This is a genomic window from Pseudomonas sp. PA-5-4B (assembly GCF_021606215.1).
Lineage (GTDB): Bacteria > Pseudomonadota > Gammaproteobacteria > Pseudomonadales > Pseudomonadaceae > Aquipseudomonas > Aquipseudomonas edaphica.
Map to the genome: position 1 here is coordinate 1 of NZ_WKDB01000017.1, position 21,213 is coordinate 21,213.

A 21,213-nucleotide genomic window follows, 5' to 3' on the forward strand; every position below is an offset into this window, starting at 1 on the left:
GGCCTCGGTGACGTCATCGAAGCCTACGAAGAAGTCGCCAACCGTCTCGGCGTACCGCTGTAACCGACGCAAGCATCTGATAGCACGGAAAAAAATCGCTTTTTTGGTTTGCTTTCGCGAAACACACTGTTATGATGCGCGCCGTTGGAGAGATGCCAGAGTGGCCGAATGGGACGGATTCGAAATCCGTTGTACCTTCACCGGTACCTAGGGTTCGAATCCCTATCTCTCCGCCATTATTGAATAACGAAAAACCCCCGATAACTTAATTGTTGTTGGGGGTTTTTTGTTTGGGGCAGAAATGTCGAGGCGATTTCTGCTACGGTCATTCATCAGATGACACGTGGAGCGCAACATGAACGTTGAGCAAGTGTTGGCTCACTTATTGGCCGGTATTCCTGATCTGATCGCGGTTTATGTCTTTGGCAGTCAGGCGACAGGCGAGGCACATGCTGACAGCGATCTGGACTTGGCAGTGCTTGTTGCGGGCTCTGTGGATCCGCTGCTGTTGTGGCGGTTAGCTGGAGAGCTTGCTGACATTGTGGCGGTGCCCGTTGATTTACTCGACCTGCGGGCGGCGTCCACCGTCATGCAATATCAAGTCATAACAACAGGGCGCAGGCTCTGGAACAAGGACAGCCAAGCAGGTATTTTCGAGAGTTACATCCTCAGCGAAAAAACCGAGCTGGACACTGCAAGGGCAGGGTTGCTGGCCGATATCCAGAAGGAAGGGAAAGTGCATGGTCGATGATGTGCTCATCAACAAAGCGTCGAGCATTGAGCGTTGTGTCGCTCGCGCTCGCGAGGAATACGACAAGAACCCCACCAGTTTCGCTACTGATTTCACCCGTCAGGATGCGGCGATTCTTAATATTCAGCGTGCGTGTGAGGCCGCTCTGGATATGGGGCAGCATCTAATTCGACGTGAACGACTGGGTGTTCCTCAGGGTGCTCGAGACGTGTTTGAGTTGCTGTCACGAGGCGGTTGGGTCCAATCGTCTCTGCTGACCAACCTGAAAAACATGGTCGGTTTCCGCAATATCGCAGTGCATGAGTATCAAACGCTTCAGTTGCCGATCACTGTTGCAATCATCACTCAGCATTTAGGTGATTTTCTGGCATTTAGCGCATTTATCCTGACTAAGGATGCAGGGCAGTCAGCGGTTGTCGCAGATACTGGGTTCATTTGAACGAGCTTGACTTGGTCCCCCTGGGCTTTCTGTCCAAGCGCAATATTGCGAAGGATGTCAGATCTACTGCTAGCTCAAACGCTCGCCCGCTTTACGATAAGCCTGTTCACGCTCCCGTTTATCAATGGCCACCACCACCACTGTGATTTCCTGATCGATCACCTGATAAACCAGCCTGTAACCGCTGCTGCGTAGCTTGATTTTGTAGCAGTCGGGCAGGTCATGCAGGCGATTGGCTTCAATACGTGGGTTGTTCAGGATGGCCACCAGCTTCTTCTTGAGCTGCTGACGAATGGTGTCGCCGAGCTTTTGCCACTCCTTCAATGCACGCGCATCGAAATCAAGGCTATAGGTCATCTATAGAAACCTTTACCCGTTGAGGCGATGCCAATCGTTCCCGGACGGTGGCCATCAACGCTTCATCTTCCTCAGTCATCAGAACGGGCTTGAAAGGTAGCTGGCCGCGATCCGCCACGTATTGCAGGGCCTGGCGCATCAGTTCGGAAGGCGTAACGCCGAGCTTTTCCAGTTCGAGATAGGCGCGCGCTTTCAGGTCGTCATCGATACGGATGCTTATAGTCGCCATGGGAAAGATCCTCGTGTAATGACGTTGGTCATTACATTGGATCAAGAGGGGCTTATTGGCAAGCCTGTCGGGATGTATGGCGTTCGCATACTCCCTTGTTAGCGCGTCACAATGTCCATGTGTCATAGAGGCTCCTCAGCACACCAGCGATCTTTTTTAGGCTAGCCCAGGGGCTTGGGTACACAAGCTTCATTGTGGGAACACTCATTACTGGGCGTTTCCAAATGCGTGATTACCGGTGGCATTGGCTCTGCAGCTATCATGGGCCTCGCGCAATTGATCGAGAATGCTCAGGCATTGGTCGACGCTGCACTTGAGCGTCATGCCCCAACGGATAAACCAGGCAACTAACCCTCTACCCCTGAAACAAAAAAAGCCTGCCGAGCTCAATGCTCAGCAGGCTTTTTAGTGGTTACCGAGTCGTGTCAGCCCGGCTGCGCAGCCAAGCTATTACTCACATTACGCCCCAACACCAGCACGGTCACAAACCCAAGCCCCACCAGCGCCGTGGCCAGGCTCAAGAGCATTGCGCTGCCCATTTGGTCCACGATCCGGCCGCCAAAGAATGAACCCAGGGCGATGATCACTTGGAACAGGGCAACGAACAGCGGCATGCCGCGTTCGACGTCTTTAGGTGCGACCACAAACATCCAGATACTCGCGCAGGCCGGGAAGGCGCCGAAGGCGAAGCCCCAGAGTGCGATCAGCATCGCGGCGCCGGTCATGCCGGTGGCGAAGTGAGGGAACAGCGCGGTGCTGGTGCCGATCATCAGCGCGACCAGCAGCAGGGTGTGACGCACGCTGCGGTTGGCGGCGAAACCGGCAAAGACGTTGCCCATCACGCCGGCCACGCCATACAGCAGCAACAGAGAGCCGATGGTCGGTCCGTCGAAGCCGGAACTGTTTTTGAAGAACGGCGCGACATAGGTGTAGGCAGCAAAGTGCGCCAGGCCGATCAGCAGCACGGCGATCAAGCCGACCCGCGCTTGTGGGTTGATAAACAAGGCCGGCAGGTCACGGATCTGGATGGCCTTTTCCGGGGTGAGTCGCGGCAGCAGGAACACCTGCGCCAGCAGCACCGGCACGCCGACAATCGCGGTCACCAGGAAGGTCATGCGCCAGCCCATCAGGCCACTGAGCCAGGTGCCGACGGGTACGCCCAGCACGGTGGCCAGGGTCACGCCCATCATGATGATCGAGGTAGCCTTCGCTACGCCTACGCCCTTGGGCGCCAAGCGGCCGCTGAGGGCAATGGCCGTGGCCCAGAAGCCGCCGATGCTGATGCCGAGCAGGACACGGCCGAACAGCAGCAGGCTGAAGTCGCTGGCGTAGGCCACTACCGTGTTGGCGATGATCATGATCAGCGTCAGGCCGATCAGCAGGTAACGACGGTCCATGCCGCCAATGATCACCGACAGCAACGGCGCGGCGAGGGCGGCCATGATGCCGGGCAGCGTGACCATCAGGCCAGCGTGACCGGCACTGATGCCCAGGTCGCTGGCGACGTCATTGAGCACGCCCACCGGCAGAAACTCACTGGTTACCAGGGCGAAAGCGCCTACGGCGACCGAGAGAATCGCCAGCCACTGCTGTTTGACACTTTGTTGATTATGTTCGGGACGGCCGCTGTGGGCCTGGCTGGGGCTTGGCATAGTGTCGGTTCCAGAAGGAATGTCGCCTGAAGCCAGGCGAAGGGGAGGGAAAGTGGAGGCGATTATAGGAACCGGTGCTGGCAATCACACAGGCGCTCGTTTCGATAATAACCATCAGTGCAATCGATTCGACGCTCTGGGACGGCCTTGATGCTCGGCGAGCCAGCCTGCTATGGCAAGTAGCCTTGTGGCGAGCAGGCTTTTTGTGGCGAGCAGGCTTGCCCTGCGTTGGGCTGCGTAGCGGCCCTAAAACCTGCCACCGCGATCCTCCCCCCTGACACTCGGCGCGTGGGATGGGGCGGCTTCGCCGCCCAACGCAGGGCAAGCCTGCTTGCCACACCAGACCTGTTTGCCACAGTGACAGTGTTTACGGTTGAGTGGCGGTCTCTGCGGTCGTATTTGTACTCTGCGCGGTCATCTGGTCATGGAGTTTGCGGGCAACGCCCAAACGCGAGAGCTTGGTCAAAATACAGAAGACCGCAAATATCGACAGGCAGGCGATGAACAGCAAAAAGCCTTTTTGCTCTTTCAACCCGGTTTTTACATTTTCACCATAAGTGGGCGAAAGAAATAGCGTGCAAATGGTATTGATGGTGCTTTCCGAGAAGTCCTCGTTATAGAACTTTTCCAGTGCCGTTGGTGATTTGCACTCGTCCACAGACAGCGTTTCGCTGGGCCAGAAATGGAATTTGGCGTTGTTTTCCGACAGATAGAAAGACGGCACATCCGAGGCTTTTTTCAAGGACACCATCAGGTAGCTGGAGTCAGCCAATGGCGGCGTGATGCTGATAATCGCCAGGAAAAAGGCGCCCAACCCCAAAAACCAATTACGCTTGAAGGGGGTGATCATTGCCTCTTTAAGCGATAACTGAGTGAAGTCTTTCCAGTCAATGTACTTTCTGATCCTGGCCACATCGTTGTAACTGAAGTTGTTGTCAGTGATCCACTGATCGGCTTGCCGCGCGTGTTCCAGGTTTTGCGCGGGGATATTGAATTCGAACCGATAATATTCAACTTCGCGCAGGTCTTTGCGGGTGGCCTCATATTTTGGGTTTTCAAATGTGGTCGAGCCACCGAAGAACCGCCACATCAAGTCACGCAGAAAAATCAGCGAGCCTGAGCGCGAGTAGATATATAAAACCAGCGCACATATTGCCAGGCCACTGAGCAGCCCGACGATGGCGGCATAGTTTTGAAACGTCCATGTGACGATATTATCGTTGAGTACAGGTTGGGACATGCAGGGTCATCCTTGAAGGGTTATTAGAGCGGCGCGTCAGCGAAGTTGCTGTGACTGGTCGGGCGAAAATCTAATAAAAACAAGACGACTTTTCAAACATTATCATTGCGTTGAACTTCGAACTGGGCGGGTACTACATAACGCTGGAATCTTTCTTACGTGTTTTAAAAACAAAGGCTACAGCCAGTTCGTTGCGAACGGATATTTAACTCACTATCTTCTGACTACGAGACGTTCACTCGTAGGCTTTCCCCTCAAACGCAAAGGAAATGCACCATGATCAAAAACACCAAAAAGACCTCCAGCACGATGGCGACGTTGGCCGCCGAAATCTTGAATAATCCAAACGCCTCGGCCATAGCCAAGAGCCTGGCTGCGTCGGCGCTGTCCCAGACCGGTACTGATAAGCAGACGAGTGCACACATGGAGGAAAAGGCCGGCAAAGCCCTTCAAAGCGATAAATACAGTGAGGAAACCAAGTCCTTGGCGGCCTCAGTCCTGTCCCAAGCCAACAAAGAGCGGGGAAACTGAGTCATAAAAACCGCATAAAAACGCCCCGTCGTTGAATCAGCGACGGGGCTCCTTGGTTTCCCGATCAGCAAAAATTATTCGCCCCCCACCGAATAACTTTCACCACTGCGGTGTTCACTTCACAGACCACCCAGGAAACGCCCATGAACACAGCATCCGACCGCTATGACCGCCTGACCCGCAGCTTCCACTGGCTGACCGCCGCCGTGGTGATCTTCATGTTTGCCAGTGCGCATATCTGGGAAAACCTGGAGAAGGGCACACCGCTGCGCAAGGGCCTGCAAGCGCTGCATATCTCTTTAGGTATCGTCATGGCGCTGTTGATTGCCGCGCGGATTGTGTGGCGTATGTTCGGCGGCAATCGGCCCAAGGCCGACAGTCACCCGGCGCTTAACCTGCTGGCGAAATTGGCGCATGGTTGCCTGTACCTGTTGCTGGTGTCGCAGATTGTGTTGGGCTTCCTGTTTCGCTGGGCTCAAGGTGAGCCCTTCAATTTTTTCGGACTGTTTGCCGTGCCCGCGCCTTTTGTGATCGATCATGCCTGGCGGGGCACCTTGGGCGGCCTGCATAACAATGTGGCCTGGGCGATCATCCTGCTGGCGGGCGTGCATGCCATAGCTGCGCTCTGGCATCACTACGTGCTGGGCGACAGCACCTTGCGCCGGATGTTGCCGGGCGCACGCAATGCGCTTTAACAGTGATGTTTCCTCCCTATCATTACGGAGTAAGACAACCATGAAGGCTCGCCACGAACACCCTGTCACCTACCGCACCGCGCTGGTCTTCGGCGCTTGCCTGGCCGCCGCTTTGCTCGCAGGCCAGGCCCACGCCTCCGGCGATGAGTCGGCCCCGCCCAAGCCCAACTGCCCCAAGGGCCAGGTCTGGGACACCAAGACCGGCAAGTGCGTGCTGCAAACCAGCAAGGCCACCTCCGACGCCGACCGCACCGATTACGCCTACCGCCTGGCCAAGGACGGGCGCTTTGATGAGGCGCTGGCCTTGCTCGACACTCTGCAAAATCCCAACACCGCCAAGGCCCTCAACTATCGCGGCTACGCCACGCGCAAGCTGGGGCGCACCGATGAGGGCATCGGTTATTACCTCAAGTCGGTTGCACTCGACCCCAACTACGCACAGGTTCGCGAGTACCTGGGCGAGGCCTATGTGATCAAGGGCCGGGTCGACCTGGCGCAAGAGCAACTGGTGAAAATCAAAGCCTTGTGCAGTACCACCTGCGAAGAATACGAAGACCTGGCCGCAGCCATCGCCGCAGCGCCACAGGCTTGAACGCCGTGAACCTGTCCGCAGGAGGCAGCCATCGTTCGGGACGCTGAGTTTCGCCGCGAGTTGGGCCAATTGTTGCCACGCTTGTGGCGATACGGTTGGGTGTTGTCGCGGCAAAAGCACCTGGCCGAAGATCTGGTGCAAGCCACCTGCGTAAGGGCCTTGGAGCGTGCCGGGCAATTCGTGGCCGGCACGCGCCTGGATCGCTGGTTGCTGGCGATCATGCACTCGATCTGGCTCAACGAACTGCGCTCGCAACGGGTGCGCCAAGGGCAGGGGTTTGTTGATGCCGAGCAGGTGCTGTCGTTTGATGGCGAGCGCCAGGCGCAGGAACAGATACTGGCCGCACAAGTGATCAAGCGCGTTAACGGTTTGCCCGAAGCGCAGCGCGAAACCGTGTTTCTGGCGTATGTCGAAGGGCTTTCATACAAGGAAATTGCCGAAATCCTGCAGATACCTATGGGCACGGTGATGAGCCGGTTGGCGGCCGCCCGCATTAAGCTGGCCGAAGCCGCCTCCCCAACAGCCCGGCAGGATAAAGCCAACGGAGAACGGCGATGAGCCACACTGACACACCGTCCGATGAGCAGTTATCGGCTTATCTGGATGGCGAACTGAGCGCAGACCAACATCAACGGATCGCCGACCAGGCCAGCGCTGACCCGGCGCTTGCCGCACGCCTGGACGCATTGCGCTGCGCTGACTTGCCGTTCAAGGCCGCCTTCGACACGGTGCTGGAACACGCCCCGACTGAACGCCTGCACGCAATGCTCAACGCCTTGCCACCGGCGCCGCCCCAAGCCTGGAGCCGTCGGCGTTTTCTTGCCGTGGCTGCGAGTTTCGCAGTAGCTGGCGTGGCGGCCGATCGCCTGTTCTTGGGGTGGCAACGTACTGAACCCGGCCAAGGCTGGCGGGCCTCGGTGGCCGAATACATGGCCTTGTACACGCCCCAGACCCTGGAAAACCTCAGCCTCGACCCGGCCTCCCACACGGCCCAGTTGACCGCCGTGGGCGCACAACTGGGCGTGTCGTTATCGCCTGAGTCCGTGAGCCTGCCTGGCGCCGAATTCCGACGGGCGCAGATCCTCGACTATGACGGCGTGTTGATCGGTCAACTCACCTACCTCGACCCACGCCACGGGCCTTTGGCACTGTGCATCACCGCCAGTAAAAAGGGCATGCAGCCGTTGGCCAGCGAACAGCGCCGAGGCCTGAACGTGGTGTATTGGGCCAACCCTGCGCATGCTTTTATGCTGATTGCGAGAAACCCGGTTGAGGATTTGCAGCACATGGCCATTGGTGTCGAGAGCCGCTTGCCGGCCTGACCTCGGTGAGTCGTCGTCCGCAGCGCGTCGCCGTGCTCGACACCGACCTGCACCACGGTCAAGGTTTCCAGGAGATTTTCTACGAGCGGGACGACGTGCTGTATGTGTCCATCCACGGCGCCCGTGAAGCCGTGTTCTTCGACAAGCTCGAACTGGCCCTGCGGCGCTGAAGGACTTTTCGGCGGATGCGCTGGGGTTGTCCCTGGGCTTTGAAATTTGCGAGCTGGACCCGCAAAGCAAAGTCGCGGTGACGCGCGTCTGGCGAGAGGTGGTGTCGCGATAGAAGATGTCCTGTTGATTTTATGACAGGTTCGCGAGCATTCAAATTGGCCCGTACTGCAAAATTTTTTAAGGCGACAGCGTGCGAGTCTCAGGCGTCAACTCCAACACCCGATTCCTCCCGCCTTCCGCCAGCAGGTAAGTGCCTCGATTCGTCGGCACAATTGACTGCGGCGCCTTCAGGAACGACAAAATCGTCTGTTGCCGCCCCTGTTTATCAATGAGCAGCAATCTTGCTCGGTGCGTCGAATCTTCATTCACCCACAGCCCGCGCTCATCGCACATCAAGAACGTGGGTTTGTTCAGGCCTGCCAGCACCACCGGATCGCTGCCGTCGTCGGTCAGTTCGCGCACCACGCCTTTTTTCTTTTCGGTGTAGAGCATTCGGCCGTCGGTGCAACGGGTGATGGACTCGCCTTCGTGCAGCTTGTCGCGTATGACAGTCAGCGATTGGTCACTCCAGCGGTAACGCAAAAGTCGCCCGTTGTCTTTGCGGTCTTCGATGGCGTAGAGGTCGTCGCCCTCGACCCACAGGCCTTGCACGTTTTCGCCGCGAAACAGCTCGGTCACCACGCCGTCCTTGAGAAAGCTGACCGGGGCGTCGCCGGTTTCCTGGCTGAATACCCAACCGCCATGGGTGGCGAACATGCCATCGGGCTTGGACAGGCTGCCCACCACCACGTCACGTCGCCCGTCGGGATGGATACGCACGATGCTGCCTTTGGCGTCATTGAGTTCCTGGCTGATCATCAGCGAGCCATCCGGCATGGGCATCAATGACGCGGCTTTGGGCACGTCACTGTGCACGGTTTGCACGCTCCAGCCGGTCGCCGCGCTGACGGGGTAGAAGCTTTGCCAGGCGAAAAAGCCCAGGGTCGCAACAGCCAGCAAGCCGGTCAGGCTTAACACCCAGCGCAAAGGTCGGCGCGGGTTTGGGGTGTCAGTCATTTTTTCTTCCTTGTTTTTGGGCACGCCATCGGTGGGCGTGAGGCCTGCTCTCACCCGTGATTCTGAAATTGAGCGGCGTAATCCTGGCCGCCGTAAAATACGCCCAGGATCGACACGGTTTCAGTCTCGGCGGCCACGCTGAATGCGATGGCGGTGGTGTGCCGGTAATGGGTGATGCGCAAGGCAGGCAGCAGGTCGTTACGGCATTTACCGCGCAATGGAAACACACTGAGGCTGTCGCAGTAGCCGATGATGTTGTCGATAAAACGTGCTGCAGCATCGGGGGCTTCGGTTTTGCTGATGTAGTCTTCAAGGGCGTCCAGTTGGGCTAACGCCTCAGGCGCAAAGGCTACCGTATAGCTCACGGTTTTTCTGTACCGGTTCGCTGGCGTTTGGCTGCCATGTGTTCGCGAACCTGCTCGGTGGAGAGCGCTCGGCCAGGGGCTGCCTCGAGAGCGGCGGCGGCGGGGATCACCTGGTCGCGCAACCAGTCTTCCATGGCGCGATCACGGGCCATCAGCGCCCTGAGGCCGTCGCGTATCACTTCACTTTCGCTCGCATATTCACCGGAGGTGACCTTGGCTTTGACCAGGGCGGCCATCTCGAGTGGCAAGGTAATGCTCATTTGCTGGGTTGAGCGCATGTCGAAGCCTGCGGACAGTGGGTAGGATTCAATCCTACTCGACCACTGGCGTGTTGCAAGGAGCAACTGACCGATGTCGGTGTCCGGCATCTCATCGTCGATCCAAAATAGGTAGGGGTTCTGGCAGGTTTCCATGAGCGTTTCTCTCTCCTGTTGAGTAACTCAGGTTGCAAGTATTGACGCTTTTCAGCGATTGCGTGGCGCCACTCAGCCAATAACGCACTGATATGTATGACTTCATATTTGTAGCAGGGTTATTAACGCCAACCGCCCCCGGCACGCATGGCGCCTTACCCCCGGCCATACGATAATGCCCCCCAAATCGACCACACTGGCCCATCCCCCGTGATCATCAACTTCGACCTCAACGACCTCCAAGCCTTCCGCGCCGTGGTAGACAAGGGCAGTTTTCGCGGCGCCGCCGAGGCCATCCGCATCTCACAGCCAGCCCTTAGCCGGCGTATCGAAAAACTTGAATCGGCCCTCGACGTCAAGCTGTTCGAACGCACCACGCGCCGGGTCAGCCTGACCATGGTCGGGCGCGCGTTTCTGCCTCAGGTGGAGCGCATTCTCGACGACCTCGACATCGCCTTGATGGGTATCAGTAACGTCGCCTCCACGCGCATGGGCAACGTGACCATCGCCTGTGTGCCGTCCACCGCGTATTACTTCATGCCCCACGTGATCTCCGAATTTCACAAGCTATACCCGAAGATTCGCCTGCGTGTGCTGGATGCCAGCGCCGGTGAGGTGTGCAATGCGGTGGAAAGCGGTGAGGCGGATTTCGGCGTGAGTTTCAGCGGCAGCCTGGCCGATGAAGTGGAGTTCGAGTTGCTGTTCCAGGAGCGCTATGTGCTGGCCTGCCGCCGTGACCATGAGTTGGCCGAACGCGACAGCGTAAGCTGGGCCGAAGCCTACGAGCACGACTACATCACCGTCGACAAAACGTCGGGCAACCGCTTCCTGCTGGACCAGGCTTTGCGCGGCGTGCGGGTGAAAAAGCCGAGTATCTGCGAGACCCACCACGTGACCACCATGATCGGGCTGGTGGAGGCGGGGCTGGGCGTGGCGATGGTACCGTCGATTGCGATGCCGGCGTGCGAACACCCGATTCTGGTGAGTGTGCCGCTGATCGAGCCGCAGGTGATGCGCCATGTGGGCTTGATAAAACGCCGCGGGCGGACATTGCCGCCAGCGGCGCTGGAGTTGGAGCGGTTGGTGCGCGAGATGCCGTTTCGGTCAGTGTGAAACCGAGTCCAGGCCGGTGGATTGCACCACCGGTTGCGCTTCGGGCGAGGCCAGGAACTGCAGCAACGCCTTGGCCTGGGCCGGGTGTTCGGCGTTGACCGGAATGCCCGCCGCAAAGCGCGTTACCGACTGCACGTCTTCCGGGATCTTGCCCACGTAGGTCACGCCCGGCACCGGCAACAATTCGGCCACTTGCTGCAGGCCCACCTCGTAATCACCCTTGGCGACCACTGACGCCACCGGGATGCGTTCGATCATGCTGCCCTTGGCGGGCATGCCGAGCTTCTTGAACAGCTCCTTCTCGACATACACACCGCTGGCGCTGTCCGAATACGCCACGGACTTGGCCTGGCTCAGCACTGCCTTCAGCTCGGCATCGGTGCCGATCGCAGGTTTGGCTGCGCCGGCTTTGACCACCAGGCCGATGCGCGAATCCGCCAGTTCCACACGGGACGCCGGGTCGACCTTGCCTTGTTTGATCAAGTCATCCAGGGCATAGCCGACCATGATCACCACATCGGCGTGTTCGCCACGGGCCAGGCGGTTGGGGATCGCCTCCGGCGCCTTGCCCATCGACGGGCCGAGGATGGTGTCCAGGGTGTCGCCGCTGTGCTCGGCATATTGCGGGCCGAGCAGTTTATAGGCGGCGGTGAAACCGCCGGAGGTCATCACCTTGAGCTGTTCGGCCTGGGCCGTCAGCGCCAGGGCGCCGAGGGCCAGGGCCGTCAGGGTTTTCAATAGCGTCTTCATTACACCGCCCCCTGCATGACTTGGCCACGCGTGTTGGCACGTCGGTACAGCGCCAGGGTCGAGCACAGCGCGCACAACGCGGCAAACATCATCCAATAGGCCGGCGAGGCTTTGTCGCCAGTGATGTGAATGAACCACGTGGAGATCGCCGGCGTGAAGCCACCGAAGATCGCCGTTGCCAGGCTATAGGCCAGGGAGAAGCCCGCCACACGCACTTCCACCGGCATGATTTCGGTCAGCGCCGGGATCATCGCGCCGTTGTACATGCCGTACAGGAACGAGAACCACAGCAGGGTTTCGAGCATATGCGCAAAGCTTGGCGCACTGACCACGAACGACAGCGCCGGGTAGGCAGTGATCACGGTCAGGGCGGTCATTGCGACCAGCACCGGCTTGCGGCCAAAGCGGTCACTCAGGGTGCCGCCGATCGGCAGCCAGACAAAGTTCGACACGGCCACCAGCAAGGTCACCAGCAGGGCGTCGGAGGTGCTCAGTTGCAGCACGGTCTTGCCGAAGGTCGGCGCGTATACCGTGATCAAGTAGAACGCGGTGGTGGTCATGGCCACCATCAGCATGCCGCCGATTACCACACTCCAGTTTTTCACCAGGGTCGCCAGCACTTCGCGCATGGTCGGGCGATGCTTGCGGTTGGCGAACTCTTCGGTTTCCTGCAAGTTGCGACGCAGCACGAAGATGAACGGGATGATCACGCAGCCGAGGGCGAACGGAATGCGCCAGCCCCAATCGGCAACGACCGAGGGTTCCATCCACACATTCAGGCCGTAGCCCAGTGCGGCGGCCACTACGATGGAGATCTGTTGGCTGCCCGACTGCCAACTGGTGTAGAAGCCTTTGCGGCCTGGCGTAGCCATTTCAGACAGGTAAACCGACACACCGCCCAGTTCTGCGCCAGCCGAGAAGCCTTGCAGCAGGCGGCCCAGCAGCACCAGCAACGGCGCCCACAGGCCAATGGTCTGGTACCCCGGCACGAGCACGATCAGCAACGTACCGCTGGCCATGATCGACAGGGTCACGATCAAGCCTTTGCGACGACCGACGTCATCGATATAGGCACCCAGGATAATCGCGCCCAGGGGCCGCATCAGGAAGCCTGCACCGAACACGGCGAAGGTCATCATTAATGACGCAAACTCATTAGCGGCGGGGAAGAACGCGGCAGCGATATAGGTGGCGTAGAAGCCGAACAGAAAGAAGTCGAACTGTTCGAGGAAGTTGCCCGAAGTAACGCGGAATACCGCACCAACTTTCGAGCGGGCAGAGTCGGGCCGGGAAGGGCTAGTCATGGTTTTGTGTCTCCAGCGTTCTTTTTAAAGTGCTTGTTTCGCTTAAGACCGCGGATAGTGGCTGACACATTTAGAAATGATAAGTGAGTAATTTGGATGCATTGATGCGTTTTGGCTATCAATCAGCAGGTCCGCCAAAATCTCACTGCTGTTCTATGCTTCAGAAGTGACCAATTTCTTATGGAAGGGAGGTGCGTATGGGTGACGAGCACAAACGTCAGGACGAGCCGGAGCACGAGCAGGCCCGGCGGCAACGCGAAGAAGACAAGCCGCAGACCTGGAAACATCCGGACGACGGCACCGAGCTGTCCGAGCGCGATCAGGAGCGACCGCTCAAGCCGTGAATTCCAAGGCGATGATGATCAAACTGTGGGAGCTGGCTTGCCTGCGATGGCGGCGGGTCAGTCTCTACATCTGTGCCTGACACACCGCTATCGCAGGCAAGCCAGCTCCCACAATGTTTCTGTGTTCAGCCCACTATCGGCGTACACAACTCCACCAGCGTGCCATCCGGGCAGCGCACATACGACACCACTTGCCCCCAGGGCTTGGTGCTCGGTGGCGACAGCTCCTTCGCACCGTGTAACAGCGCCTTGGCATGGGCGACGAATACATCCTCGGTGACAAACCCCACCTCCATCCCCAGCGGCTTTCGGGAGGCGTGCGCCTCGACGTGCCCGCCGTCGAAGTTCATTTCGCCCAGTTCATGCGCGGCAAACGACAGCGTGGTGTCCCCCGTTTCCAGCTCGCCATAAGTGCCGGATTCATGCAAAAACCGGCGACTGAACCCAAAGGCTGCTTCAAAGAATGCCAGTGACGCGGCAACGTCGGGCACATAGATAATGGTGTAGGCGAATTTCAAGATAGGCAGTCCTTGCAGAAAAAGTGACAGTTCATGAAGCCAATACTGAGATAGGAAAACCCCACGCCAGCACCCAATAGGCCACTGCCGCGGCCAGGCATAAGCCAATAAACACCCGCGTCAGTGTCCTGACGGTAGGGTTGGCAATGAACCGGACGACCCAGAGGCAGAGCCCGGCCACGACCATGGCCAAGGCAATAATGACCAGCACGATGGCGTTCCTTTGACCTTCAAGCGCTGATTTATAGTCCCAAAGGCGCCGGATGAACAGTGTTCACATAGACGCAGCCCCGCGGGCTTTCTAAACTGCGGCTTGTCTTGGGGAAAGGGGCAGGCGCCGATGAATCGCAATGAATTACGCAAGGCCGACATCAACCTGATGGTGGTCTTCGAAGCACTGATGCTCGAGCGCAATGTGACGCGGGTGGCAGAGAAGCTGTTTCTCGGCCAGCCGACCATCAGTTCGGCGCTCAACCGCTTGCGCACCTTGTTCAACGACCCACTGTTTATTCGCGTCGGCCACCGCATGGAGCCCACCGCGCGGGCCGAGGAGATTATCCAGCACCTGTCGCCGGCCCTGGACTCTTTGTCGTCGGCCTTGAGCCTGACCCACGATTTCGACCCGACCCAAAGCACCATGACCTTCCGCATCGGCCTGTCCGATGACGTCGAGTTCGGCCTGCTGCCGCCGCTGCTGCGGGCCTTGCGTCAGGAAGCGCCGTTGGTGGTGTTCGTGGTGCAACACGTCGATTACTGGCGCATCCCCGACCTGCTGGCTTCCGGCGATATCACCGTGGGCATCACCCAGACCCGCGGCCTGCCGGCCAATGCCAAGCGCAAGTTGTTGCGGCATATTCGCCCCTGCCTGTTGCGCGCCGATGCCTCGGACACACCGCTGACCCTCGACGAATATTGCGCCCGTCCCCATGTGCTGGTGTCTCACACCGCCAACGTGTCGGGGTTTGCCGACGAGTGGCTGGCCGAGATTGGTCGCAAGCGCCACGTGGTGCTGTCCGTACCTCAGTACAGCGCATTGCCGGCGTTGCTCGCCGGCACCGACATGATCGCCAGCCTGCCGGATTACACCGCCCATGCCATGGCCGCCGGCGGCAACCTGTTTTGCGAGCCGTTCCCGTTCGAAACCCCGACCCTGGACCTGTCCATGGTCTGGCTCAGCCACGTCGACACGGACCCTGCCGAACGCTGGATGCGTTCACGGCTGGAAGCGTTCATGAGTGAACGCGACAGGCTGCCGGTAATCGCGGAAAAATCTTGAGATAAGCCTTCAGGGAGATCCACCGATGACTTCATCCCGTTCTTTGCTGCGTGGGCGCGGCAGTCATGACAGCGGCAAGGTGGGCATGGTCGAGCTGTTTTTCGACCTGGTGTTCGTGTTCGCCGTGACCCAGTTGTCCCACTCGCTGCTGGCCCACCTGAGCCTCGGCGGCGCGGTGCAGGTGGCGCTGATGATGGTCGCGGTGTGGTGGGTGTGGATCTTCACCTCGTGGATCACCAACTGGCTGGACCCGGAAAAAATCCCTATCCGCATCGGCTTGTTCGGCTTGATGGTCGCCGGCTTGTTGCTGTCTTCATCAATCCCCAAAGCCTTTACCGATCGCGGCCTGTTGTTCGCCGGCGCTTACGTCTTCATGCAGGTGGGCCGCACGCTGTTTGCGTTGTGGGCCGTTCGCGGCGAGTCGCTGAACATGACCCGCAACTTCCAGCGGATCCTGGCGTGGATGCTGTGTTCCGGGGTGTTCTGGCTCACCGGCGGCCTGCTCGAAGGCGAGCAACGCCTGGCTTTCTGGGCGCTGGCGCTGCTGATAGAACTGATATCGCCGTCGGTGTATTTCTGGGTGCCAGGGCTTGGGCGCTCGACCCTGGCGGACTGGAATGTCGAAGGCAACCACATGGCCGAGCGTTGCGGCCTGTTTGTGATTATCGCCCTGGGTGAATCCTTGCTGGTGACCGGCGCCACGTTCGCCGAGTTGCCGTGGAGCGTCGAAGGCCTGGGTGCTTTCCTGGTGGCCGTAGTGGGCAGCATTGCGCTGTGGTGGATCTATTTCGACAGCGGCGCCGAGCGCGCCCATCACCGGATTGCCAGCTCCGCCGACCCCGGCCGCCAGGCGCGTATCGCCTACACCTATCTGCATGTGCTGATCGTCGCCGGGATCATCGTCAGCGCGGTGGCCGACGAACTGGTGCTGGTGCATCCAGGGCATGCCAGCCAGGCGGGCGTGCTGGCGATGATTGCCGGGCCGTTTTTGTTTTTGCTCGGCAGTGCGTTGTTCAAGTGGGTGATGAGTGACCGGCCGTTGCCACCGCTCTCGCACCTGGGCGGGCTGCTGATGTTGCTGGTGCTGTTGCCGCTGGGGTTGCAGCATATGTTTTCGGCGCTGGCGCTGGGCGCGTTGACCACGGCGGTGTTGGTGATCGTGGCGTTCTGGGAAAATCGTTCGCTGCGGGGGCTGACCGAAGTTTCACATTGAAATCGGTCTGCCTTCGTTCAACTGCATGCTATATGTAGGTTTCTTTTCAAGCCCACTCGGAGCTTTTCATGCCGCACCTGCACCTGGAATACACCGCCAACCTGACCGGCCTTGCCGTCGAGAAAACCCTGCTGCGCCTGAACAACGTGCTGATGGCGTCCGGGCAGTTCGGTTCCGAGTTCGATATCAAGAGCCGCGCAATCAAGGTCGAGAGCTTCCAGGTGGGCACTTCCCTCAGCCCGCGCGGTTTTATTGCGGTAAAGCTCTCGCTGCTCAGCGGGCGCTCACCGCAGGTCAAGCAGCAGTTGTCGGAAAGCTTGTTGGCGGCCCTGCAGGACGCGGCTGAGTGGCCGGCCGATCTGCAGGTTCAACTCAGTGTGCAGTTGATGGACATGGATCGTGATTCCTACAGCAAAGTCGCTATCGGCTAAGGGTTACAACAAGCATTGATCGGCGCACACCTTGACGATCTGCTCGCGAAACCAGGTATTGGCGCTGTCCTGGCCACTGGTTTCATTCCACTGCATATCCAGGGTAAACCCCGGTAACCCGTTCGGCGCTTCGCAATGGCCGAACACGGTGGCCGGGGCCAGCAGCTTTTGCACGCGACGGGGCAGGGTGACGATAAAGTCGGTGCCACTGATCATCTTCAAGGCGGCACTGTAGCTGTTGGCACGGGCAATCACCTGGCGCTTGTGAGCCTGGCGTGCCAGCCAGCCGTCGATCATGTTGGTGTCGGAGGTCCAGGGCGCGGGGAACACGTGGCGCCGTTCGACAAACGATTGCAGGCTGAAGGCCGGCTCGCGCGGCGTGGCGCGTTTATCAAACACACACACTAAATCGTCTTCCAGCAGCATCTGGGTCTTGAAGTCTTTGTGGGCACGGTGAAAGTGCGGGCCGAAGCAAATCACCAGGTCGAGACGGCCTTCGCGCAGGTCCTCGGCGGGCAGCTCGGTTTCCAGCTTTTGCACATTGATGATCACCGGCAAGTCGGCTTGGTCGAAGTTCTTCAACAGGCGTGGCAGGATCAGTTGCTCGAAGTATTCCGGGGCACAGACATTGAAGGTCACCGCCTGCTGCGTCGGGTCGAAGGCCTGGCTGCCGGCATGGCACAGGTTGATGCTTTCAAGGATCTTCTGCACGTGTTCGTACATGGTTGTGGCCTTGTACGTCGGGCGCATGCCGGCCCGCGTGTTGATAAACAGCTCATCCTCAAAACTGGTGCGCAGCTTCTTCAGGCTGTAGCTCACGGTTGACTGACTGACGAACAGCGTCTCGGACACCTCGGTAACGCTGCTCTGGTCATAGACGGCGATAAACACCATCAAGTCCTGCATATCAAGCTTTCTGAGCAAGTTACTGTTTAGCATCGGTTTCGTCCGTAAACCCTTTGTACCGAACTCAGTACAAGACTGGCAAAAGCTTAACGGAACGGTCGTACCAATAGAAAGCGCTGTAGGGCGTTTCTATGTTTGGTGTGGGACATAAAATGTTGGCAATACGACGTCAGTGAATATGTCGGCTGTAATGCTTTGGGTTCAAGCGTGTGACGATCAGCACAGTGACCACCAGGCCACAGCAGGTCGAGGGGGTTGCGGGCTGAAGATGACTGATCGTTCCCACGCTCCGCGTGGGAACGCAGCCCAGGACGCTCCGCGTCCCAAGAGCGGACGCGGAGCGTCCATTGAGGCATTCCCACGCGGAGCGTGGGAACGATCATCAGCTCCCACAGGGGACCGTGGTGTCAGCTGGCGCGAATCACGTGCTTGATCTCCTGAAACGCCGCCAACCCCCACGGCCCCAGTTCGCGGCCGATGCTGCTTTGTTTGTAACCGCCCCACGCCGTCTGCGGGAAGATCACCTGCGGTGCGTTGATCCACACCAGGCCCGCCTGCAAGGCATTGGCCACGCGTTCGGCGGCTTCGGCATTGGCGCTCACCACACTGGCGACCAGGCCGAAATCGCTGTCGTTAGCCAGGGCGATGGCCTCGGCTTCAGTGATAAAACGTCGTACACACAGCACCGGGCCGAAGATCTCTTCATTCCACAAGGCGCTGCCTGATGGCACGTCGGTAAACACTGTCGGGCGAATGAAAAAGCCTTTTTCCAGATCAGCCGGGCGATCGCCGCCGCACAACAAGCGCGCGCCTTGGTCGATACCACGCTGGATATGCCCCAGCACCCGCTGATACTGCGCACGGTTGATCAGCGCGCCCATCTCCACATCCTCGGCAAACGGGTCGGCCACGCGAATCCCTTCAGCCCGCGCCTGCAAACGCTGCAGGAATTCATCCGCCAGGTTGTCGGCTACCAGCACGCGACTGGTGGCCGAACAGATCTGCCCGGCATTGAAAAAACCACCGCCACAGGTCAGCTCCACTGCCAGGTCGAGGTCGGCATCGGCCAGCACCAGCAACGACGATTTGCCACCCAGTTCCAGGCTCACACCCTTGATGGTTTCGGCGGCGCGCTGCATCACCTGCACGCCCACCGCATTGCTGCCGGTAAAGGAAATTTTCGCCACGCGACGGTCCGCAGCCAGCGGCGCACCGACCGCCAGCCCCGTGCCACACACCAGGTTAAACACACCCGCCGGGAAGCCTGCTTCGGCAATAATCCGCGCCAATTGCAACTCCGCCAGGGGCGTGACTTCCGACGGCTTAAGCACCACGCAGCAACCGGCCGCTAACGCGGGGGCAAGCTTCCAGGCGGTGGTCACCATCGGGAAGTTCCACGGCACGATCAAACCCACCACGCCACAGGGTTCGCGGCGCATGCGTGCGCTGAAATCGTCGCTGGGCAATGCCACCTTGCAGTCTTGACCTGCGTCCATCGCGTCGCAGATTCCCGCGTAGTATTCGAAGGTGGCGATCACGTCATCCACATCAATACTCGCTTCAAACAGCGGCTTGCCGTTGTTGCTCGACTGCAACTGCATCAGTTGTTCACGCTGCTCGCTCACACCTTGGGCGACCTTGCGCAACAGGGCGCCGCGATCACGGCCACTGCTTTTCGACCAGTCGACAAAAGCCGCGCTGGCCGCGTCGACCGCCAGTTCCACTGCTGAGGCATCGCCCACGCTGACATGGGCCAAGGTCGCTTCGGTAGCCGGGTTGATCACCTCCAGCACCTCGTGGCCCGCCTGCCATTGGCCGTTGATAAACACACCGTTCAAGACTGCGCTCATACCGCCATCTCCTGCATCCAGAGCCCTTGGTTGATTTCAATCAGTGTCGGCCCCTGGCGATCCGCGGCGGCGCGCAACGCGCTGCGCAATTGCTCGACGCCCTGGATACTTTCTGCGGCGCAACCCAAGGCCTTGGCTACGCCGATAAAGTCCGGGGTGTAGATGTCCACACCGACCGGTTCGATGGCGCGGTTGAGCATGTATTTCTTGATCTCTTCATAGCCCTGGTTATTCCACAGCAGCACAATCACTGGCACCTGCGCCTCTACCGCGCTGGCCAGTTCCGGCAGGGAAAATTGCAGGCCGCCGTCGCCGATCAGGCACACCACCGGCTGCCCGTCACTTCGGCCCAGCCAAGCGCCGATGGCAGCGGGCAGGGCGTAGCCCAAGGTGCCGTAGCCGGTGGAGGAGTTGAACCAGCGGCGTGGGTGGTCAAGATTCAGCGTCAGGTTGCCGCTGTAGACCGGCTGGGTGGAGTCGCCCACCAGCACGGCGTTGGGCAGCGCTTGCAGCACGGTGTTGAGGAACAGGGTTTGTGCGCGGGTGGCAGCGTCCCAGTTGGGCGCCAGTTCGGCCCACAAACGCGCGACTCGTTCAGCGCCCCAATCGCGGTTGCGGGCAGGCAATGGGGTTTTATCCAATTCGGCGAGCAAGGCGTCGGCGGCTATCTGTGCATCGGCTACCAGTGCCACGTGCGGCGGGTAGTTGCGCACAGTCTGGTCGGGGTCGATGTCGATACGCAGCAGTGCGCCGGGGATCTCGAAGCCGCCGGCGAAGGTCACGTCGTAGTCGGTTTCTGCCAGCTCTGTGCCGATGGCCAGCACTACGTCGGCTTCAGCGACCAGCGCACGGGTGGCGACCAGGGTTTGCGTCGAGCCGATCAGCAGCGGGTGGGTCGATGGCAACAGGCCTTTGGCATTGATGGTCAGTGCCACCGGCGCGCCGAGGGTTTCAGCCAGGCGCGTCAGCTCGGGCGCGGCATCGATGGCACCGCCACCGGCCAGAATCAGCGGGCGCTTGGCCGCGGCGAGCAACTGGCTCATCAGCTTGACCGCCGACGGCGCTGCGCCTGCGCGGGCGACGCTGACCGGCGCGCAGCCAAGCAACGCATCGGCATTCTCCACCAGCACATCCAGCGGGATTTCGATATGCACCGGGCGTGGTCGCCCCGCCTGGAATAACGCAAACGCCCGCGCCAACACGCCAGGCAACTCGGCCGCCGACATCAAGGTATGGGAGAACGCCGCTACGCCGGCGATCATCGCGCTCTGGTTCGGCAGCTCATGCAATTTGCCGCGCCCGCCGCCCAATTGGCTGCGCGACTGCACGCTGGAAATCACCAGCATCGGGATCGAGTCGGCGTAGGCCTGGCCCATGGCAGTGGTGATATTGGTCATGCCCGGGCCGGTGATGATGAAGCACACGCCGGGTTTGCCGCTGGTGCGTGCATACCCGTCGGCCATGAAGCCGGCGCCCTGTTCGTGGCGCGGGGTGACATGGCGGATGCCGGAATGCGCCAGGCCGCGATACAGCTCAACGGTGTGTACGCCGGGAATGCCGAACACCTGGTCCACGCCGTAGCTTTCCAGGAGGTTGACCAATACTTCGCCGCAGGTCGCCATACATGTCGCTCTTGTTATGGATTCGAGGCGCTATTGGAGCGGCTGGCCCGTAGCGGCAACAATCGATAAAAAG

At 59.6% G+C, this 21,213-nt stretch carries 26 protein-coding genes, 1 tRNA gene and 1 pseudogene; 14 read left to right on the top strand and 14 right to left on the bottom strand.

Features of this window, described 5'->3' with window-relative positions; genetic code table 11:
- Positions 1-146 precede the first annotated feature (146 nt).
- From GIW28_RS10545 to hepT, 3 genes are all read left to right on the top strand, one after another.
- A tRNA-Ser gene (locus GIW28_RS10545) sits at positions 147-236 on the top strand.
- Between the two features lie 119 nt (positions 237-355).
- On the top strand, positions 356-751 hold the full coding sequence (mntA, locus tag GIW28_RS10550; protein WP_017137341.1) for a type VII toxin-antitoxin system MntA family adenylyltransferase antitoxin: 396 nt from the start codon (positions 356-358) through the stop codon (positions 749-751).
- The gene (gene hepT / locus GIW28_RS10555; RefSeq protein ID WP_017137342.1) at positions 741-1,190 is read left to right on the top strand and encodes a type VII toxin-antitoxin system HepT family RNase toxin; all 450 of its coding nucleotides are present in this window, start codon (positions 741-743) and stop codon (positions 1,188-1,190) included. Before mntA ends, hepT begins: the two co-directional genes overlap by 11 nt.
- Before the next feature lie 69 nt (positions 1,191-1,259).
- Here hepT and GIW28_RS10560 read toward each other — a convergent pair whose 3' ends face one another.
- From GIW28_RS10560 to GIW28_RS10575, 4 genes are all read right to left on the bottom strand, one after another.
- Positions 1,260-1,547: a type II toxin-antitoxin system RelE family toxin gene (locus GIW28_RS10560; RefSeq protein WP_177032610.1), complete on the bottom strand. Its 288-nt coding sequence runs from the start codon at positions 1,545-1,547 to the stop codon at positions 1,260-1,262.
- Positions 1,537-1,776, bottom strand: a complete 240-nt coding sequence (locus tag GIW28_RS10565) for a type II toxin-antitoxin system RelB/DinJ family antitoxin (protein WP_026013721.1) — start codon at positions 1,774-1,776, stop codon at positions 1,537-1,539. The genes GIW28_RS10560 and GIW28_RS10565 overlap by 11 nt, the downstream gene beginning before the upstream one ends.
- Positions 1,777-2,201: 425 nt before the next feature.
- Entirely contained in the window at positions 2,202-3,428 is a 1,227-nt protein-coding gene (locus tag GIW28_RS10570; RefSeq protein WP_017137346.1) for an MFS transporter, read from the bottom strand.
- A gap of 367 nt (positions 3,429-3,795) precedes the next feature.
- A complete protein-coding gene (locus GIW28_RS10575) occupies positions 3,796-4,668 on the bottom strand; it encodes a DUF6216 family protein (protein WP_236446336.1) in 873 nt (290 codons plus the stop codon).
- 276 nt (positions 4,669-4,944) lie between these two features.
- On the opposite strand from GIW28_RS10575, the gene GIW28_RS10580 reads away from it, so the two are divergent.
- From GIW28_RS10580 to GIW28_RS30780, 6 genes and pseudogenes are all read left to right on the top strand, one after another.
- Complete coding sequence (locus GIW28_RS10580) at positions 4,945-5,199, top strand: hypothetical protein (RefSeq protein ID WP_236446334.1); 255 nt, start codon at positions 4,945-4,947, stop codon at positions 5,197-5,199.
- A gap of 143 nt (positions 5,200-5,342) precedes the next feature.
- Positions 5,343-5,894 carry a cytochrome b gene (locus GIW28_RS10585; RefSeq protein WP_099548644.1) on the top strand — a complete coding sequence of 184 codons (552 nt, stop codon included), beginning with the start codon at positions 5,343-5,345 and terminating at the stop codon, positions 5,892-5,894.
- A gap of 40 nt (positions 5,895-5,934) precedes the next feature.
- Positions 5,935-6,486 (top strand): tetratricopeptide repeat protein, encoded by a 552-nt coding sequence (locus GIW28_RS10590; protein ID WP_017137350.1) that lies wholly within the window; start codon positions 5,935-5,937, stop codon positions 6,484-6,486.
- A gap of 60 nt (positions 6,487-6,546) precedes the next feature.
- Positions 6,547-7,044, top strand: a complete 498-nt coding sequence (locus GIW28_RS10595; RefSeq protein WP_099548645.1) for an RNA polymerase sigma factor — start codon at positions 6,547-6,549, stop codon at positions 7,042-7,044.
- Positions 7,041-7,808, top strand: a complete 768-nt coding sequence (locus GIW28_RS10600; protein WP_236446332.1) for an anti-sigma factor family protein — start codon at positions 7,041-7,043, stop codon at positions 7,806-7,808. Before GIW28_RS10595 ends, GIW28_RS10600 begins: the two co-directional genes overlap by 4 nt.
- A 20-nt stretch (positions 7,809-7,828) precedes the next feature.
- A pseudogene (locus GIW28_RS30780) lies at positions 7,829-8,064 on the top strand (histone deacetylase family protein); the annotation flags it as partial.
- Positions 8,065-8,156: 92 nt separating this feature from the next.
- Here the strand turns inward: GIW28_RS30780 and GIW28_RS10610 are convergent.
- From GIW28_RS10610 to GIW28_RS10620, 3 genes are read right to left on the bottom strand one after another with little or no spacing between them, the layout of a single operon-like run.
- Positions 8,157-9,035: a hypothetical protein gene (locus tag GIW28_RS10610; protein WP_017137354.1), complete on the bottom strand. Its 879-nt coding sequence runs from the start codon at positions 9,033-9,035 to the stop codon at positions 8,157-8,159.
- Positions 9,036-9,085: 50 nt separating this feature from the next.
- Entirely contained in the window at positions 9,086-9,400 is a 315-nt protein-coding gene (locus GIW28_RS10615) for a type II toxin-antitoxin system RelE/ParE family toxin (RefSeq protein WP_177032608.1), read from the bottom strand.
- Positions 9,397-9,813: a ribbon-helix-helix domain-containing protein gene (locus GIW28_RS10620; RefSeq protein ID WP_017137356.1), complete on the bottom strand. Its 417-nt coding sequence runs from the start codon at positions 9,811-9,813 to the stop codon at positions 9,397-9,399. Before GIW28_RS10620 ends, GIW28_RS10615 begins: the two co-directional genes overlap by 4 nt.
- 210 nt (positions 9,814-10,023) lie before the next feature.
- Here GIW28_RS10620 and GIW28_RS10625 point away from each other — a divergent pair, with 210 nt between their 5' ends.
- Entirely contained in the window at positions 10,024-10,926 is a 903-nt protein-coding gene (locus tag GIW28_RS10625) for a LysR family transcriptional regulator (protein ID WP_017137357.1), read from the top strand.
- On the opposite strand, the gene GIW28_RS10630 is transcribed toward GIW28_RS10625, so the two are convergent.
- The gene (locus GIW28_RS10630; protein WP_017137358.1) at positions 10,918-11,676 is read right to left on the bottom strand and encodes a substrate-binding domain-containing protein; all 759 of its coding nucleotides are present in this window, start codon (positions 11,674-11,676) and stop codon (positions 10,918-10,920) included. The genes GIW28_RS10625 and GIW28_RS10630 overlap by 9 nt on opposite strands.
- Complete coding sequence (locus tag GIW28_RS10635) at positions 11,676-12,980, bottom strand: MFS transporter (RefSeq protein WP_017137359.1); 1,305 nt, start codon at positions 12,978-12,980, stop codon at positions 11,676-11,678. The genes GIW28_RS10630 and GIW28_RS10635 overlap by 1 nt, the downstream gene beginning before the upstream one ends.
- Before the next feature lie 197 nt (positions 12,981-13,177).
- On the opposite strand from GIW28_RS10635, the gene GIW28_RS10640 reads away from it, so the two are divergent.
- The gene (locus GIW28_RS10640; RefSeq protein ID WP_017137360.1) at positions 13,178-13,324 is read left to right on the top strand and encodes a hypothetical protein; all 147 of its coding nucleotides are present in this window, start codon (positions 13,178-13,180) and stop codon (positions 13,322-13,324) included.
- Between the two features lie 125 nt (positions 13,325-13,449).
- Here GIW28_RS10640 and GIW28_RS10645 read toward each other — a convergent pair whose 3' ends face one another.
- Positions 13,450-13,842 carry a VOC family protein gene (locus GIW28_RS10645; protein ID WP_017137361.1) on the bottom strand — a complete coding sequence of 131 codons (393 nt, stop codon included), beginning with the start codon at positions 13,840-13,842 and terminating at the stop codon, positions 13,450-13,452.
- A gap of 31 nt (positions 13,843-13,873) precedes the next feature.
- Positions 13,874-14,053: a hypothetical protein gene (locus GIW28_RS10650; RefSeq protein ID WP_017137362.1), complete on the bottom strand. Its 180-nt coding sequence runs from the start codon at positions 14,051-14,053 to the stop codon at positions 13,874-13,876.
- A 129-nt stretch (positions 14,054-14,182) separates the two neighbouring features.
- Between GIW28_RS10650 and GIW28_RS10655 the strand changes: the two genes are divergently transcribed.
- From GIW28_RS10655 to GIW28_RS10665, 3 genes are all read left to right on the top strand, one after another.
- The gene (locus GIW28_RS10655) at positions 14,183-15,118 is read left to right on the top strand and encodes a LysR substrate-binding domain-containing protein (RefSeq protein WP_017137363.1); all 936 of its coding nucleotides are present in this window, start codon (positions 14,183-14,185) and stop codon (positions 15,116-15,118) included.
- 25 nt (positions 15,119-15,143) lie between these two features.
- Positions 15,144-16,331: a low temperature requirement protein A gene (locus GIW28_RS10660; RefSeq protein ID WP_017137364.1), complete on the top strand. Its 1,188-nt coding sequence runs from the start codon at positions 15,144-15,146 to the stop codon at positions 16,329-16,331.
- A gap of 68 nt (positions 16,332-16,399) precedes the next feature.
- Complete coding sequence (locus GIW28_RS10665; protein ID WP_099548650.1) at positions 16,400-16,762, top strand: 5-carboxymethyl-2-hydroxymuconate Delta-isomerase; 363 nt, start codon at positions 16,400-16,402, stop codon at positions 16,760-16,762.
- 3 nt (positions 16,763-16,765) lie between these two features.
- Here GIW28_RS10665 and GIW28_RS10670 read toward each other — a convergent pair whose 3' ends face one another.
- The 3 genes from GIW28_RS10670 to GIW28_RS10680 all read right to left on the bottom strand — a co-directional run bounded on the left by GIW28_RS10670 (position 16,766) and on the right by GIW28_RS10680 (position 21,140).
- Complete coding sequence (locus GIW28_RS10670) at positions 16,766-17,701, bottom strand: LysR family transcriptional regulator (RefSeq protein WP_176991233.1); 936 nt, start codon at positions 17,699-17,701, stop codon at positions 16,766-16,768.
- A 374-nt stretch (positions 17,702-18,075) separates the two neighbouring features.
- Positions 18,076-19,518 (bottom strand): aldehyde dehydrogenase family protein, encoded by a 1,443-nt coding sequence (locus tag GIW28_RS10675; protein ID WP_236447730.1) that lies wholly within the window; start codon positions 19,516-19,518, stop codon positions 18,076-18,078.
- Entirely contained in the window at positions 19,515-21,140 is a 1,626-nt protein-coding gene (locus GIW28_RS10680; protein ID WP_236447731.1) for a 5-guanidino-2-oxopentanoate decarboxylase, read from the bottom strand. The genes GIW28_RS10675 and GIW28_RS10680 overlap by 4 nt, the downstream gene beginning before the upstream one ends.
- Positions 21,141-21,213: the final 73 nt, after the last annotated feature.